The 15,771-nt window shown below is 58.3% G+C and carries 12 protein-coding genes; 3 read left to right on the top strand and 9 right to left on the bottom strand.

Going from position 1 to position 15,771, the window contains the following annotated elements; all coding sequences use genetic code 11:
* The 6 genes from pfkA to hprK all read right to left on the bottom strand — a co-directional run bounded on the left by pfkA (position 1) and on the right by hprK (position 8,458).
* On the bottom strand, positions 1-975 hold the full coding sequence (pfkA, locus tag WMO44_RS02640) for a 6-phosphofructokinase (RefSeq protein ID WP_005925738.1): 975 nt from the start codon (positions 973-975) through the stop codon (positions 1-3).
* A gap of 272 nt (positions 976-1,247) precedes the next feature.
* Complete coding sequence (locus WMO44_RS02635) at positions 1,248-4,757, bottom strand: DNA polymerase III subunit alpha (protein WP_349151654.1); 3,510 nt, start codon at positions 4,755-4,757, stop codon at positions 1,248-1,250.
* Positions 4,754-5,686, bottom strand: a complete 933-nt coding sequence (gene whiA, locus WMO44_RS02630; RefSeq protein ID WP_349151653.1) for a DNA-binding protein WhiA — start codon at positions 5,684-5,686, stop codon at positions 4,754-4,756. The genes WMO44_RS02635 and whiA overlap by 4 nt, the downstream gene beginning before the upstream one ends.
* Positions 5,687-5,702: 16 nt before the next feature.
* Complete coding sequence (rapZ, locus tag WMO44_RS02625) at positions 5,703-6,566, bottom strand: RNase adapter RapZ (RefSeq protein ID WP_349151652.1); 864 nt, start codon at positions 6,564-6,566, stop codon at positions 5,703-5,705.
* Between the two features lie 31 nt (positions 6,567-6,597).
* Entirely contained in the window at positions 6,598-7,494 is an 897-nt protein-coding gene (gene murB / locus WMO44_RS02620) for a UDP-N-acetylmuramate dehydrogenase (RefSeq protein WP_349151651.1), read from the bottom strand.
* A 28-nt stretch (positions 7,495-7,522) separates the two neighbouring features.
* Positions 7,523-8,458 (bottom strand): HPr(Ser) kinase/phosphatase, encoded by a 936-nt coding sequence (gene hprK, locus WMO44_RS02615; protein WP_015538538.1) that lies wholly within the window; start codon positions 8,456-8,458, stop codon positions 7,523-7,525.
* Between the two features lie 269 nt (positions 8,459-8,727).
* Between hprK and WMO44_RS02610 the strand changes: the two genes are divergently transcribed.
* Genes WMO44_RS02610 through WMO44_RS02600 form a run of 3 tightly spaced genes read left to right on the top strand, consistent with a single transcriptional unit; the run spans position 8,728 to position 12,545 of the window.
* Entirely contained in the window at positions 8,728-10,509 is a 1,782-nt protein-coding gene (locus WMO44_RS02610) for a Na/Pi cotransporter family protein (protein WP_349151650.1), read from the top strand.
* Positions 10,510-10,512: 3 nt separating this feature from the next.
* On the top strand, positions 10,513-11,199 hold the full coding sequence (locus tag WMO44_RS02605; protein ID WP_349151649.1) for a response regulator transcription factor: 687 nt from the start codon (positions 10,513-10,515) through the stop codon (positions 11,197-11,199).
* The gene (locus WMO44_RS02600; protein ID WP_349151648.1) at positions 11,196-12,545 is read left to right on the top strand and encodes a sensor histidine kinase; all 1,350 of its coding nucleotides are present in this window, start codon (positions 11,196-11,198) and stop codon (positions 12,543-12,545) included. Before WMO44_RS02605 ends, WMO44_RS02600 begins: the two co-directional genes overlap by 4 nt.
* On the opposite strand, the gene WMO44_RS02595 is transcribed toward WMO44_RS02600, so the two are convergent.
* The 3 genes from WMO44_RS02595 to WMO44_RS02585 are packed head-to-tail and all read right to left on the bottom strand — an operon-like array spanning position 12,542 to position 15,749.
* Positions 12,542-13,501 carry a hypothetical protein gene (locus WMO44_RS02595; RefSeq protein WP_349151647.1) on the bottom strand — a complete coding sequence of 320 codons (960 nt, stop codon included), beginning with the start codon at positions 13,499-13,501 and terminating at the stop codon, positions 12,542-12,544. The two genes, WMO44_RS02600 and WMO44_RS02595, sit on opposite strands and share 4 nt — an antisense overlap.
* Entirely contained in the window at positions 13,498-14,286 is a 789-nt protein-coding gene (locus WMO44_RS02590; RefSeq protein WP_349151646.1) for a hypothetical protein, read from the bottom strand. Before WMO44_RS02590 ends, WMO44_RS02595 begins: the two co-directional genes overlap by 4 nt.
* A complete protein-coding gene (locus WMO44_RS02585; RefSeq protein WP_349151645.1) occupies positions 14,283-15,749 on the bottom strand; it encodes a spore germination protein in 1,467 nt (488 codons plus the stop codon). Before WMO44_RS02585 ends, WMO44_RS02590 begins: the two co-directional genes overlap by 4 nt.
* Between the last annotated feature and the right edge of the window lie 22 nt (positions 15,750-15,771).

Genomic DNA, 15,771 nt, shown 5'->3' with positions numbered 1-15,771 from the left:
TCAGATGGAAATAGTGTTGCACACGTCCACCAGCACGGGGTCAAGGCTCTTGGTCATCTCCAAAGCCTCGTCCACGGGGTAGTCCACCAGCTTCTCGCCCTTCATGCCGACGATGCGGTTATACTTGCCCTGCTCCAGCAGACAGACAGCCTGATAGCCCATAGCAGAAGCATTCACGCGGTCGCGCAGGGTGGGAGAACCACCGCGCTGCACATGACCCAGAATGGTTGCGCGGGAATCGATACCAGTGCGTGCCTGAATCTCGTTGGCGATCTCCTGTGCATGACCCACGCCCTCGGCCACAATGATGATAAAGTGGCGCTTGCCGGTCTTTTGGGTTTCGGCGATCTTATCCAGAATGTCGCGCTGCATATCGAATTCCTTCTCGGGCAGCAGCACAGCCATAGCGCCGGAGGCGATGGCCACGTTCAGAGCAATATAACCGGCGTTGCGGCCCATGACCTCGACCACACTGCAGCGGTCGTGGCTCTGGGTGGTGTCGCGCAGCTTGTCGATCATTTCCAGCGCGGTGTTCATGGCGGTATCGTAGCCGATGGTGTAATCGGTGCAGCCGATATCGTTATCAATGGTGCCGGGCAGGCCGATCATGGGGATGCCGCGGTGTGCCAGTGCACGGGCACCGCGGTAGGAGCCGTCGCCGCCGATAACGACCAGCGCATCAATGCCCAGCTCGCGGCACTTTTCAGCGCCCTTATCCTGACCTTCCTTGGTCTTGAACTCCAGGCAGCGTGCCGTATACAGAATGGTGCCGCCAGCAGAGATGATGTTAGAAACGCTGCGCAGGTTCATTTCAAAGCACTCGCCGTTCAGCAGGCCGTTATAGCCGCGCTGAATGCCGATCATACGGAAGCCCTTATGCAGGCCGGTGCGTACCACAGCGCGCACAGCAGCGTTCATGCCGGGAGCATCACCACCGCTTGTAAGCACGCCAATCGTTTTGATTTGCTTTTCCATACGAGAGATTCCCTCCAATTTACAGTTCAGTTCTTCATTTACCCTTTTGCCTGTAACCTTTTCTTCCCGAAACAGGCTTGTTGCTTTGCAACAGCTTTGATTCGCCTTTATTGATTATAGCACACCATCCAGACAAATTTCAATAGGGTTTTGAGACTTTATGCAAATCTATGCAGCATGATATAATAACGTTATATCGTGCTATTTTTGTAGTTTATGCAACTCATCAAATTTAAAATCGCCCCACGCAGTGCCATTCGTGCACAAATATGTCATTTTGTTGCAACGTTTTCTGCACCCAGCAGCCGCTCCAGCTCTTTGAAGAAGAGCGGATGCCCAGAAGTGTACAGCCGGCGCGGTGCGGCCAGTTTCTGCTTGGTGTCCTCCAGATACAGGATCACCGGGATATCACCGTCAAAGATCTCCAGCAGGTTCACCACTTTATCGTACTGGGGGCAGCTGCGGGACGGCAGACGAATGAATACCCGCCGGGCAGCTGTTTTGACAGGGTCCGGGCGGCCTTTGTCCAAGCGGGTCGGGTCGTAGCTGTCGATGGGCAGAATGCTGTCTGCCAGCAGTTTGGAGGCTTCATCCTCCCGCACGGAAAGCCGACCATCGATGACCACAACAGCGTTTTCCTGAATAGCATCCCGGAACCTGTCCAGCACCTTGGGGAACACGATCACCTCCATGGTGCCGGTCAGATCCTCCACACTGGTAAAGGCCATCATGCTGTTGGATTTGGTCGTCATCATGCGGTTTTTGACCACCGCACACACAATGCGCACCTTTTCGCCGTCCTGCACATGGGCATCCTCGCCGGTGAGGTCTTTGATGGTGTGGGAGCCGATGCGGGCAGATTTTTCCCGGTAAGCGTCCAGCGGATGGCCGGACAGGTACAGGCCGCTGACCTCTTTTTCCTGCTGCAGCAGCTCGGCAGGGGTGTACTCTGCCAAGGGACGGATCTCGTAGACGTCCTCCTGCGGGCTTTGCTGCACTTCCCCGCTCATTACGGAGAACAGATCTAGCTGTCCCTCCAGATTGCGGCGGGAGTCGGTCTCGATGCTCTTGAGAATACCCTCTACCGCTTCCACCATACTATGGCGGTTAGAGCCAAAGCAGTCAAAGGCACCGGCTTTGATCAGGCTTTCCACCGCGCGGCGGTTCAGCTCGCTGCCGTGCATCCGCTTGCAGAAATCATAAAGGCTTGTGTAGGGTTTTCCTTTACGCTCGGTGACTGCGTTCTCGATGAGGTTGCGGCCTACGTTTTTCACGGCGTTCAGACCAAAACGGATCTGACCGTTGTCGTCAGCAGTAAAGCCGCCGTTGGAGATGTTCACATCCGGCGGCAGGACTTTAATGCCCAGACGGGCGCACTCGCCGGAATACTCGATGACCTTATCCGTATTATCCAGCACGCTGGTGAGCAGTGCTGCCATGAACTGGCTGGGGTAATGGCACTTGAGGTAAGCCGTCTGGAATGCCACATAAGCGTAGCAGGCCGCATGGCTCTTGTTGAAGGCGTAGGACGCAAAGCTGGACATTTCGTCGTAGATCTGGTTTGCTACCTGCTCCGGGATGCCGTTGGCAACACAGCCCGGACACTCGTGGCCGGGCTCGGTGCAGCCGTGCACAAAATGTTCCCGCTCGGCTTCCATGACGGCGTGCTTCTTTTTGCTCATGGCGCGGCGGACGTTATCTGCCTGCCCGAAGGAGAAGCCCGCCAGCTCCCGGAAGATCTGCATGACCTGCTCCTGATAGACGATGCAGCCGTTGGTCACATCCAGAATGTGCGCCAGCTGTGGGGTCTTATAGCTGATCTTGTCCGGCTCGTGCCGGTTGCGCAGATAGGTGGGAATGGAGTCCATGGGGCCCGGGCGGTACAGACTGATCAGAGCGATGACATCTTCAAGATTCTGCGGCTGCAAGCCCACAAGCACCTGCTTCATGCCGGAGGATTCCAGCTGGAACACGCCCTCGGTATCGCCCTGCCCCAGCATTTTGTAGGTATCCGGGTCGTCATAGTCCAGCTTGCGGATGGAAAACTCCGGGTGCTGCTTTTGCACCGCAACCTCCGCATCCCGGATGACAGTCAGGGTGCGCAGACCCAGAAAGTCCATTTTTAAAAGACCCAGTTCTTCAATCTCGGTCATATTGAACTGGGTCACCGGCAGGCCGTCGTTGGTGGCAAGCGGCAGATAATAATCCGTCGGCTCCGGCGTAATGACCACACCCGCCGCGTGGGTGGAGGCGTGCCGGGGCATACCCTCCACCTTCAGTGCAGTATCAATAAGTTCAGTCACCTGCGGGTCGGTATCGTAGAGCTTTTTCAGCTCGCTGGAAACCTCTAACGCCCGCTTGAGGGTCATCTTCAGCTCCATGGGCACAAGCTTTGCTACCACGTCCACCTGCTGGTACGGGATGCCCATCACGCGGCCCACATCCCGGATGGCATTGCGGGCGGCCATGGTACCAAAGGTAACGATCTGCGCCACATGGTCCGCACCGTATTTGCGGTTGACGTAGTCGATGACCTCCTGTCGGCGCTCGTAGCAGAAGTCCACATCGAAATCCGGCATACTGACGCGCTCGGGGTTCAAAAAGCGCTCGAAGATCAGATTATAGCGGATGGGGTCGATATCCGTGATGCCCACGCAGTAGGCAGCAATACTGCCCGCACCGGAGCCGCGTCCCGGCCCCACCGGGATACCCTGACTTTTTGCAAAATTGATATAGTCCCACACGATGAGGTAGTAGTTGGTATAACCCATCGTCTTGACCACGCCGATCTCGTATTTCAGGCGGTCGATGTTGGCCTGCGGCACGTCCGGGCCATAGCGGCGCTCCAAGCCGTCCCAGCAAAGCTTTTCAAAGTAGGCCTGATTATCCATGCCGTCCGGGGCTTTGTAGTAAGGGATCTTGGTGTGACCGAACTCAAAGTCAAAATTGCACTGCTCGGCAATCTTTGCCGTATTGGCGCAGGCTTCCGGCACCATGGAGAACAGTTCGTACATCTCATCTGTGGTCTTGACGTAGAATTCATCGGTCTGGAATTCCATACGGTCGGCGTCCTGAATGGTCTTGCCGGTCTGGATGCACAGCAGGATGCTTTGCATCTTGGCGTCCTCTTTGCGCAGATAATGGGCGTCGTTGGTAGCTGCCATGGGGATGCCGGTCTCGCGCGAAAGCTTGATGAGCTGCGGCAGAACGGTAGTATCCTCCTTTAGGCCATGATCCTGCAATTCGATGTAGTAATTCTCTGCACCGAACAGGTCGCGGTACCACAGCGCGGTCGCCTTTGCGCGCTCGTAGTCCCCTGCCAGAATGGCCTGCGGGATCTCGCCCGCCAGACAGGCCGAAAGGCAGATCAGTCCCTCGTGGTATTGCTCCAAAAGCTGCTTATCCACACGGGGCTTGGAATAAAATCCCTCCACGAAACCGGCAGAGACCATTTTGATCAGGTTCTTATAACCGGTCTCGTTTTTGCACAGCAGAATCAGGTGGTTGTTGCCGTCGATTTTATTTACCTTATCAAAGCGGGTACGGGTGGCAACATAGACCTCACAGCCGATAATGGGCTTGATGCCCGCCTTTTTAGCGGCTTTATAAAACTGCACACAGCCGTACATCACGCCGTGGTCGGTGCAGGCAATGGCGGTCTGTCCACACTCCTTCACCCGCTCCATCAGCTGGTCGATACGGCAAGCACCGTCCAGTAGGCTGTATTCCGTATGGATATGCAGGTGGGCAAAAGGCCGGGTATTTGCGGTGGGTTCACTCATTGTACTGCCTCCTGTCCCTCCTGCTGGCGCTGACGGAGATTCTCTGCCAGTGCCTCCAGCTTTTTCATCCGGTGCGATAAGCCGGATTTGCTCACAGCCGGGTCAAAGCAGCCGCACAGCGCGGTAAGCGAAAGATCCGGGTATTGCAGACGCTTTGCTGCCGCCTGCTGCAATACCTCCGGCAAAGTTTCCAGTGCGTGCTGCTCCTGCAAATAGCGGATGGCCTTCAGAGTCTGAGCGTTTGCCCGCGCCGTTTTGCCAAGGTTTGCGGTATCGCAGTTTGTCTGCCGGTTGGTCTGGTTGCGCACCTGCTTGAACGCCTTGAGTACGCTGATCTGTGTTGCTGCATCCGCAGCGCCCATAAAGCGGAGCAAACGCTCCACATTGGCACCGGTCTTGACGTAGATCAGGTTCACGCCGTTGCGGCGGGTGCGGTGGGGCGCAAACTCGTGCTCGGCCAGCAGCGCTTCAAAATCCCGGGCGAGGTTCGTCCGGGAGGTGAGAAATTCCAGATTATATTCCTTTTGCGGGTCGGTGACCGTGCCGCTGCACAAAAAGGCCATGGCGATATAGGCGCTGACGCAGGTCTGGCAGCGGATAAGCCCGGGGTCAATTTGCAAGCTGGTCTCCCTGCCGGTGGTGCCGAACAGCTCGTGCAGGCGGGCAACCTGATCCGCATCGCGGATATTGAACTCGTACAGCACACCGCTGGCGCGGGGCTTTTCCAGTATCTCGCCCCGGATGCCGCAGCGGGCAAACAGCTGCTGCGCCAGCTGCACCGTGTGGGGCTGCTCGGTTTGCAGCACAAGGCCACGGGCATCAAAGTATTTGGCAAAACAGGCAATGCCATAGGCAGCTGCACGCACACAGCATTCCTTGGTGGGGCTGCGCTGCGCGATCTCCTCCCGCGCACTGGATGCAAAACTCATAGTATTTCCTCTGTTTTCAGCGCACGGCGTCCCGGTGCTGCACCCCGGGTTCGTACCCCAGAGCGGTGCAGTATTCCGCAAGTTTGCGTGCAAATGTGATAGAGCGGTGCTTACCGCCCGTACAGCCCACCGCAATGGTCAGCTGGCTTTTACCTTCCTTGACATAGAGCGGCAGAGCGTACTGTAAAAAGTTCTCGTACCGGTGCAGCAGCTCCTGTGCTTCGGGGTGGCTCAGGACAAAATCCACCACCTCCTGATCCAACCCGGTCTTGTGCTTCAGTTCCGGCACATAGAAAGGGTTGGGCAGGCAACGCACATCCAGCACAAGGTCGGCTTCCGGTGGCAGACCAAACTTGAACCCGAAGGACATGATGGTGAGCCGCATGGCATTTTTCGCCCCGCCGTTTTTTAGAAACAGATCGCAGATGCGCTCTTTATTCTGGGAGGTGGAGAGCAACCCGGTGTTGATGGTGTAGTCCGCACGCTCTTTTAAGGGCTGTAAGATCTGCCGCTCCTTCAAAAAGGCATCCCGGGTGGAGATGCCCTCTGCAATGCTGATGGGGTGGCGGCGGCGGGTCTCGCTGTAACGGCGCATCAGCACATCGTCCGGTGCATCCAGAAACAGGATCTTATAGGGTGTTTTCTGGTCGTCCAGCTGCTGCAAGGCAGTCTCGATCTGTTCCCTGCTGCGGCAGCCGCGCACATCCATGGAAAGCGCCACCCGCTCCAGCTGGTTGTCGCCAGCCTTGGAAAACGCCGTAATGCTGGGCAGCAGCCCCGCCGGGACGTTATCAATGCAGAAAAATCCGATATCCTCCAGCGCATTCATAGCCACAGACTTTCCCGCGCCGGAAAGTCCGCTGACGATCAACAGCTCCATCTGTATTCCACACTCCCTCTATTCCCGCAGCTCAGCGCACTACGCGGATCTCTTTTTCCAGATCATAACCGGTCTTTTCCTTTACGATGGTTCGTACTTCTTCGCACAGCGCCAGCACGTCTGCGCAGGTGGCGCCGCCAAGGTTCACCACAAAACCGCAGTGCTTCTCGCTGACGGCGGCACCGCCGTGCCGGTAACCCCGCAGACCGCACTGGTCAATGAGGGCAGCGGCAAAAGCACCCACCGGGCGCTTAAAGGTGCTGCCTGCGCTGGGCTTATCCAGCGGCTGCTTGTCCAGCCGCTTTGCCATCAGTTCGTCCATTTTGGTGCGGATGGCCTCCGGCTCGCCCGGAATCAGGGCAAACTGTGCCGAGAGGATACAACCGCCGTTTTCTTCAAAAATGCTGTGGCGGTAGCGCAGGTCAAGTTCTGCTGCCGCAGCCTCTTTTATTTCGCCCTCGGCGGTAAGGTACTGCACTGTGGTCAGCACGTCCTTCATCTCACCGCCGTAAGCACCGGCGTTCATGTAGACCGCGCCGCCCACCGTGCCGGGGATGCCGTAGGCGAATTCCAACCCGGTCAGGCCATGTTCCAGCGCCGTTTTGCACAGCGCCGAGAGCCGCACGCCCGCTCCGGCGGTGAGTTGTGTTCCGTGCACTTCCACAGCGTCCTGCATGGAGGAAATAGACAGCACTGCGCCATTGTAGCCCTCGTCGGCAAACAGGATATTGCTGCCGTTGCCCAGCAAATAATACCGAACGCCCTGCGCCTTGCACAGGGCAACGGCGCGGCAAAGCTGTGCCCGATCTACCGGCTGCACGAACAGCCGCGCCGGGCCGCCGATTTTAAAGGTACAATGCGCCGCCAGCGGCTCATTTTCTTTATAAGCAATGTCTGCTGCGGTCAGCAGCTGCTTGAGTTGTTCCATAGGGTCAGGCTCCTTTTTATAGAGAGTTTCAGTCCATTTTGTCATCCAGTCCCAGCCGGATCAGCAGTTCCTTGGCTGCGTTGTAGCCCATCTTCTTCTGGCGGTTATTGATGGCTGCGGTCTCCAGCACCACAGCCAGATTGCGGCCGGGAGAGACCGGGATGCTGGTGCTGGGAATGCTCACACCCAGAATGTCGTAGTATTCGCTTTCCAGACCGGTGCGCTGGTAGTTCTTGGTGGGGTCCCATGCCTCCAACTGCACCACCAGATCCAGACTCTCACTCAGCTTGACAGCACCCACGCCATACACACGAGCCACGTTGACGATGCCGATGCCGCGCAGCTCAATGAAGTGGCGGATGTTCTCCGGGGCAGTACCCATGATCTGACGGTTGGACACCTTGCGCAGCTCCACGGCGTCATCTGCCACCAGACGATGGCCGCGCTTGACCAGCTCGATGGCCAGCTCGCTTTTTCCGATGCCGCTGTCGCCAAGGATCAGGATACCCTCGCCATACACCTCCACCAGCACACCGTGCCGGGTGATGCGGGGCGCAAGCTCCAGATTCAGCACGCTGATCAGGCTGCCCATCAGGGTGCAGGTTGTCTCGTTGGAGCGCAGCAGGGCAACCGCGTGCTTCTGCGCCAGCTCCTGCATCTCCGGGAAGGGCGCCAGCTCCTCGCTGCGGCAGACGATGACCGCCGGGGGCTGCTGCCGGAACAGCTGTTCCAGTGCCTCATAGCGCTTTTCTGCCGTCAGACCGGACAGAAAGTTCATCTCTGCCAGACCCATGATCTGTAGACGGAGCTTATCGAAGTAATCGTAGTAGCCCGCCAAAAACAGACCCGGGCGGTTGACCTCGGCGATCTCTACGCTGATTTCATCCAGCGCTCGGGGGGTGTATACCACTTCCATGCTGACGCGGTCGGTCAGCGTTTTAAGCGAAACATTGAACGTACCCATCCTGGTTCCTCCTGTATCCTCTTGCCGCGCTGTGCTGCGGGCGCTCTTGTTCCTATTATAATAAAATTCGGCGGCAAATACAACGCCCGGGGCACGGTTTTTGTACCCGCGGCGGGAAACCGACGCTGCATCGCTGCCCGTGCACAGGATTTTTACATTTTTCTTACTTTACATGTTTTTTACATTTCGTCGATTTCAGATTTTACATTGTTTTTCTATACTTAAAGCACAGGAGAAAAACACGTCAAGATAAAGTGAGGAAAACACTTATGACCATTTTTAATGTCTTTTCGCTGCTGGGAGGTCTGGCCCTGTTTTTGTTCGGTATGGACATCATGGGCAAGGCACTGGAAAAACAGGCCGGCGGCCAGCTGCAAAAAATTCTCAGCAAACTGACCGACAACCCCCTCAAGGGCTTTTTTCTGGGTCTGTGCGTGACTGCCGTCATCCAGAGTTCCAGCGCTACCACCGTTATGGTGGTGGGCTTTGTCAACAGCGGCATCATGGAGCTGCATCAGGCCATTGGCGTGATCATGGGCAGCAACGTGGGCACCACCGTGACCAGCTGGATCTTGAGCCTTTCCGGTTTGCAGGGCGACAGCCTGTTCATCCAGCTGCTCAAGCCCACTTCTTTTAGCCCTGTGCTTGCATTTATCGGCATTTTGCTGTATATGTGTAAGAGTGAGAAGAAAAAGGGCGTGGGCACTATCCTTATCGGCTTTGCCGTGCTGATGACCGGCATGACCACCATGTCCGACGCGGTGCTGCCGCTGCAAAACGAGGCATGGTTCACCAGTCTGTTCACCCGCTTCTCCAACCCCCTGCTGGGCGTTCTGGTGGGCGCACTGGTCACCGGCATCATCCAGAGTTCCAGCGCCAGCGTGGGTATCCTGCAGGCGTTGAGCGCCACCGGCGTCATCACCTATGGCAGTGCCATCCCCATCATCATGGGTCAGAACATCGGTACCTGTGTGACCGCACTGCTGTCCTCGGTGGGTGCCAACAAGAACGCCCGCCGCGCCGCTATGGTGCACCTGTACTTCAACATCATCGGTGTGACCATCTTCCTGTTCGGGTTCTACGGGCTCAACGCCGTCTGCCACTTTGCCTTTGTGAATACCACCATCGAGGCCTGGGGCATTGCAATCGTGCACTCGGTATTCAACATTCTGGCTACCGTCATTCTGCTGCCTTTTGCCACCGGACTGGAAAAGCTGGCCATCCTGACCATTCCCGATTCCCCGGAAAAAGAGGAGTTTGCTCTGCTGGATGACCGTCTGCTGAACACCCCCGCTGTGGCTGTGGAGCGTGCCCGCGCCGCTACCGCTGAAATGGCCGAGCTTGCCCGGGTGGGCGTGGTGCAGGCCATGAGCCTGACCCACGAATGGAACGATGAGCTTGCCCAGAAGGTGCGGGATGAGGAGTGCCGGGTGGATCGGTACGAGGACGCACTGGGCACTTATCTGGTCAAGCTGTCCGGCCGGGAATTGAACCACACCGACAGCCAGAGTGTAAACACCCTGCTGCACACCATCAGTGATTTTGAGCGCATCAGCGACCATTCCGTCAACCTGCTGGAATCTGCCGAGGAGATGCACCAGAAGGAGATTCACTTCTCCAAGGATGCACAGGAGGAGCTGCAGGTGCTGGAGGATGCGGTGCAGGATACCCTGAGCCGCACCACCGATGCCTTCCGCAAGGGGGATCTGCACCTTGCTTCCAAGGTAGAGCCGCTGGAGGCCGTGGTCAACGAGCTGGTGCGTGCCATAAAGGCGCGGCACGTTGCCCGCCTGCAGGCCGGCAGCTGCTCTATTGAATACGGCTTTGTGCTGGACGATCTGCTGACCAACTACGAGCGTGTGTGCGACCATTGCAGCAACGTGGCAGTTGCGCAGATCGAGGTGGCACAGGACAGCTTTGACACCCACGCCTACCTGAATGACCTGCGCCACGGCAACGACACCAAGGAAAGTGAAGAATTCCACCGCCGTCTGGGCCGCTACCGTGAGCGGTATCTGTTCCCGGACGGACAGACTGCTGAGGAGAACTGAGTTATGATCTATATTGTAGAGGACGATGCTTCCATCCGCGAACTGGAGCAGTACGCCCTGCAATCCAACGGCTACGAGGTACAGGGCTTTGAAAGCGCCGAGCCCTTCTGGCAGGCCATGCGCGCTGCTGAGCCGGAGCTGGTGATCTTAGACGTGATGCTGCCCGGCGAGGATGGCTTTTCCATCCTGAAAAAACTGCGCAACACCCCTTCCCTGCGCAAGCTGCCCATCATTATGGTCACTGCAAAATCCAGCGAGCTGGACACCGTGCGCGGGCTGGACTGCGGCGCAGATGATTATATTGCAAAGCCCTTTGGCATTATGGAGTTTCTCAGCCGGGTGCGTGTGGCACTGCGGCGCTCTGCCCCGGAGGTAAGACCGGACGTGCTGGTGTTCCATGAAATTCAGCTGGACAACGCCCGCCACAGCGTCACAGTGAACAGCACCCCTGTGGAGTTGACCTACAAGGAATACTGCCTGCTGCGGCTGCTGCTGGAAAACACCTGTCTGGTGGTGACCCGCGAGACCATTTTGCAGGTGGTGTGGGGCACCGACATCTCGGTGGAGAGCCGTACCGTGGATATGCACATCCGCACCCTGCGAAAAAAGCTGGGCGATGCGGGGCGTTACATCTGCACCGTGCGCAAGGTAGGCTACAAGCTGACCGATGAGGAGGCCGAAGAAGAATGAAGCTGCGCAGCATGGAAGAAAAGATCAGCTACCGGTTGTTCCTGATGGGCTTTCTGGGGCTTGTATTCACCGCAGCGCTGTGCATTTTTGTGTTCCATAAAGCTTTTACAGCACAGGCATGGTCAGGTTTAGAGCGCGAGACCGACCTTGTACGCGCCGGGTACGAGCAGACCGGAGACCCCGCGCAGCTGAGTGCCTTTGTGACCGATGATCTGCGTGTGACGTTGATCAGTCAGGACGGCAGCGTGCTGTTTGAATCTGCCACCGACCAGCCCATGGAAAACCATCTGACCCGCCCGGAGATCCGCGATGCCATTGCAAACGGCGAGGGTCGGGACATCCGCGATTCCCAGACCATGGGCTACGAGACCTATTACTATGCGCTCCGGCTTTCCGGCGGGGATGTGCTGCGCGTGGCACAGGACGCCGAGACCGTGTGGTCCATCTATGATGCCACCATCCCTGCCATCGTACTGAGCTGCGTGGCGCTGATGCTGGCCGCTGCGGTGCTGGCAGCCCTGCTGACCAAAGCTCTGGTGCAGCCGGTGCTGAACATGACCGAGGATCTGGATCACATTCAGGAAAATGTGCCCTACCGGGAGCTGATTCCCTTTGCGGAAAGCATCCATTCTGACCGCATCCTGCGGGAGAACAACGAGAAGATGCGGCAGGAGTTTACTGCCAATGTCAGCCACGAGCTCAAGACTCCGCTGACCAGCATTTCCGGCTATGCAGAGCTGATCGAGACCGGCATTGCAAAGCCGGAGGATGTGCCGGATTTCGGCCGCAAGATCCACAGCGAAGCCACCCGCATGATCCAGCTGGTCAACGATATTTTGCAGCTTTCCAAGCTGGATACCGTAAGCGAGACCGGAGACGCCCCGGTGATGGAAACGGTAGACCTTTTGGAGGTTGTCAAGGAGTGCGTAGAGCGCCAGAAATTGAATGCCCGGCGCGCCTATATCTCCCTGACTTATCTGGGCGAGAGCGCCCCGGTGCTTGGCAGCCGCGCGCTGCTGGATGAACTGTGCCAGAATCTGTGCGACAACGCCATCCGCTACAACCGCCCGGGCGGCAAGGTGCAGATCATTACCACTTGCAGCCGGGACGGGCATTGCTCCCTGACCGTAACGGATAACGGCATCGGTATCCCACGGGAAGCACAGTCCAGCGTGTTCGAGCGCTTTTACCGGGTGGATAAGAGCCGCAGCAAGGCCACCGGCGGCACCGGGCTTGGGCTTGCCATCGTCAAGCACATTGCCCGTATCCACAACGCCCGCATCAAGCTGGAAAGTCAGGTGGACGTTGGCACCACCATCACGATCACCTTTCCTACCGCCTCTTAATACAGCATGAAATGCACGTCTGTCCGCCATTGCGGGCAGGCGTTTTTTGTTGGGTCAAAGCTTGCGCCGCTGCCATCCCGCAGCGTTGCCCGAGCTTGCAGGTGCAGCACATCCATGCCCTGCTGCCAGCAGCTTTGCAAAAGCGCGGCACACTGCGCCGCAAGCTGTTGCTGCTGCGCCTGCGTGGGCAGCGGGCTGTGGGCAGCGCGTTGACAGTCCAGCCGCACAAGAACCTGTGCCTTTTGCAAGGTGACTGAAACGGTGCAGCGCCGGATGCCGATGCGCTCCCCTTCCAGCCAGAGCTGCCGGGTGCCGCCCTGCCCGGCAAGCAGCCGGAAAACCTCGGCCTGTTCCGGGGATAGGGGCGTATTAGCTGCCACAGTATGCAGAACGCCGCCTTCCTGTATCGTCACCTCTTTTGCGCTCCACCCGAGAACAGGCAGAAGCCCCGGCTCTGTGTGTTGATACAGACGGGGCGCGGTGGGCGCGGCAGCCTTTAGCTGTGCCATTAGGGCGTCCGGCAGTGTGGCTTGTGTTGTCAGGTGCTCTATCTCTCCTTCTGCGCAAAACAGCCTTGCTGCCGTGCGCCCACAGCCGCGCCGCAGCACCAGCTGCTCGTACTCTGTTAGTAATGGCTCTGCCGCCTTTGGCAGCAACAGGTAGTCACACAGCCGAAAACTTGCGGTTTGGGGCAGTGCCTGCTCTGCCGCAGCCAACGCCCGCTCCATCGTTTGCCCCTCTGCCTGCACAAACTGCAATGCGGCAGAGGCTTCGGCGGCATCGGCGGCGGCCTGCGGTGCCTGATAGAGCAGCCCTGCCTGATACCTCTGTTCGGTCCGTGCCAGATACACCGCCCGCACCATGCTTTTCTCGGTGCTTTCGCAACGTAGGAATAAAAGACACCACCCTGCCAGCAGCATAACCAGCAGCGATTTGTATGTTTTTGCGTTTTTCATGGCTGCACCTCCGCCTTCGGCTGCCGCCAGAGCAAGCGGATAGCGGCACACAGCATGGCTGCCCGGTAGACAGCGCACAGCAGCCACAGCAGCAAAAGCAGCGCATCCATGCGGGAAAAGCTTCCGCTGCTCCACGCCCGCAGCAGCTCCAGCCGAGGGTATGCGCCGCTGCCAAACAGCAAAGCACCGCCCAGCAAAGCCGCCGCCTGCACCGCAAAGCCCCATACCGGCAACCAGACCGTGTGGCGAGCAGACCGCGCACTGCACAGAAGGGCTCCGGCAAAATATTCTGCATAGACCGGTACGCCCCAGCCTGTTGCTGTCGGCTGTGCCGAGGTAAACAGCCGGTACCAGTGCAGTTGACCGACGAGCCCCAGCAGGCAGACCACGCCGCCCACGGCTACAAACCACCACAGCACCCGCGCCGAGGCATTCCAGCTTGCGGGACGGATGCGCCACCCCGCCCAGAGCAGCAGCGGCAGAAAGCCCAGCAGCGCCATGGAGGAAAACTCTGCCGTGCACAGTCCTTGTGCCTGCACGAGGGTGTGCACCAGCTCCATAAAAAGCCCGGCTGTCAGTGCCAGCCGCACCGCAAAGGAGGGTGTTTTATCCCGCAGCGCCGCCGCTGCCAGCGCAGAAAGGATGCACAGGCACACCGTGCTGACTGCGCCCAGCCACAGCGCCCGACGCACCGGGACGCTCTGCGGGATGCCGTCTGCCAGCGCTGCTGTGACCACGCTGAGCGTCAGCGCCGCCGGGGTAAAACGTTCTGTGTGCTGTTTCATGACTGCTTTCTCCCCCTCTCCCGTTTTTGCCAGATATTGAACCCGTGCCGGGACAGCTGTCGGTAGTTGCGGCGCAGAACGCCGTCCTCGGAAAGCGGCTGCTGCGGGAACGGGTGCGGCGCAAGATAGGACACGCCCAGTGCTTCGGTGCTGACGATGCTGAGCAGAAAGCCGAAAAATGCTGCTGCCAGTCCCACCGGCCCGGCAAGCCCCGCCAGCAGCACCGTGCCGATGCGCAACAGAGTGGCAGGCTCGTACAGGCCCGGGGTGACAAAGACTGCAATGGCGGTAATACTTGCAACAAAGATGACCGGGGTGCTCATGAGCCCGGTGGCAATGGCGGCATCGCCAATAATGAGCGCTGACACCAGACTGACCGAGTGCCCCAGTGACTGCGGCATCCGCAGCCCGGCCTCCCGGATGATTTCTAAGATCAGGATCACCAGCAGCATCTCGGCAAACAGGGGCAGCGGGGTGGCCTTTTCGGCTGCTTCGATCTTATACAGTAACTGCGGGGGCAACAGCTCCGGCAGATGCACCGCCACGCACACAAACACCCCCGGTAAGAACACCGTAAGGTAGAAAGAAAAATATTTCAGCACCCGCAAAAAAGAGGAAAAGGCAGCTGTAGAGGCATAGTCGTCCAGACATTCGAACTGCTCGCTGAACAGCGCGGGCAGCACCAGTGCTGAGGGGCTGCCGTTGACCAAAATCACCAGCTTGCCCTCGCAGAGCTTTGCGGCAGCGACCGCCGGGCGCTCGGTGTAGTGCACCGGGGTGAACAGCCGCGCCTTGCCGGGCAGCAGCCACGGTACAAAATAGCTGGAATCCAGCAGCAGCTCCGGCCGTGCGCTTTGCAAAATGGCGCGCACCCGGCGCACCATGGCGGGGTCGGCACGGTCCTTGCAATAGCAAAGAGCGTACTCGGTATTGCAGCAAGTGTGCGCCTGTGCGGCCTCCTGCATAAGGGTATCGGTACGGACAAGACGGCGCAAAAGGCTCAGATTCACCCGCAGAAGGTCGGTAAAGCCTTCCCTGCTGCCGCGCAGATTGCCCTCGCCGGATGGCTCTTCTACGGAGCGGAACTTGAGCCCCTGTACCGAAAAAACGATGCCGCTGCTGCAGCCCTCTAAAAGCAGCACCGCCATGCCCGCCGTCAGCCGCGCTACGAGCTGCGGCATATCCTGCACCGGGGTGCTCTCGGCCGGAAAAGCTGAGCCGTGCAGGATATGCGCATAGGCCTGTGCACCGGTAAGGCGGACCGAGGCAGACTGACGCCCGGCAGCGTCCAGCAACAACTCCCAGAGCGAATCAAGGCTTGCCATGCCGTCAAACAATACAATGCACCCCGGGCAGCCGTACAAAACGATCTTCTTCGCATAATAATCTGCCGATTTGCCAAACCTAGCATCAAGCGCGGACAGGTTTTCCGCAAGGCTTTGCGAAAGCTGTTGCACATCCATCACTCCTTTGTGTGTGCAGTAT

It is taken from the genome of Faecalibacterium tardum, assembly GCF_040096515.1.
In the GTDB taxonomy this organism is placed as follows: domain Bacteria; phylum Bacillota; class Clostridia; order Oscillospirales; family Ruminococcaceae; genus Faecalibacterium; species Faecalibacterium tardum.
This window is presented reverse-complemented; position numbering and strand designations above follow the sequence as displayed.